The sequence below is a fragment of the Achromobacter sp. GbtcB20 genome (assembly GCF_019091095.1).
GTDB lineage: Bacteria > Pseudomonadota > Gammaproteobacteria > Burkholderiales > Burkholderiaceae_B > Achromobacter > Achromobacter mucicolens.
The window spans coordinates 1-290 of sequence record NZ_JAGXJZ010000457.1 but is presented as its reverse complement, the minus strand read 5'-3'; the positions used below and the strand labels follow the sequence as shown (position 1 = coordinate 290).

General features: G+C 67.2%; 1 protein-coding gene. It reads left to right on the top strand.

The features are described from left to right. Positions 1 to 290, top strand: a 290-nt coding sequence (locus KVT32_RS29750; protein WP_217619391.1) for an ABC transporter substrate-binding protein, incomplete at both ends; no start/stop codon positions are given.

The following is a 290-nucleotide window of genomic DNA, read 5'->3' as shown; positions in this document are numbered from 1 at the left end:
ATGAAACGCACGACCCTCGCCCTCGCCACCGCCGCCGCCTTGGCCGGCTTCGCCCTCCCGGCATCCGCCCAGATCAGCGACAACACCATCAAGATCGGCATGGTCACCGACCTGTCCGGCGTCTATTCCGACGTCGACGGCAACGGCGGGGCCGAAGCCGTGCGCATGGCCATCGCCGACCTGGGCGGCGCTGTTGCCGGCAAGAAGATCCAGTTCATGGTTGCCGACCACCAGAACAAGCCGGACATCGCCGCCTCGAAGGCGCGCGAATGGTTCGACCAGCAGGGCGT